Raw genomic sequence first — 311 nt, 5'->3', positions numbered from 1 at the left:
CAACCGTCTAGCACGTTTTCTTTCGTCACTTTCATCGCCGGAACGGCAACGTATGCAGGTGTTTCTTTGCCAAGCAAGGCATAACCGGCGAGGATTGCTTCCGCTACACCTTGGTCGTACGGCAATTGTGCGCCGAGGCCTTTGATCTGGCCGCCTTGGGCAATATCGAGGGCGACGTTCGTGCCAAGGTCGATCGTAGTGATCGCCAAATCGTTGCGTCCCGCGGCACGAGCTGCGGCTAACGCTCCTTCAGCCGGCACATCCCATACAACGAACATACCGTTGAGGTCAGGGTTTTTGGTCAACATCGC

1 pseudogene is annotated in these 311 nt (G+C 56.3%); it reads right to left on the bottom strand.

Annotated elements, in window-relative coordinates:
• A pseudogene (locus tag MXD62_RS08195) lies at positions 1-311 on the bottom strand (sugar ABC transporter substrate-binding protein); the annotation flags it as partial.

This window comes from Frankia sp. Mgl5 (assembly GCF_023242985.1).
Taxonomy (GTDB): domain Bacteria; phylum Actinomycetota; class Actinomycetes; order Frankiales; family Frankiaceae; genus Parafrankia; species Parafrankia soli.
This window is presented reverse-complemented; position numbering and strand designations above follow the sequence as displayed.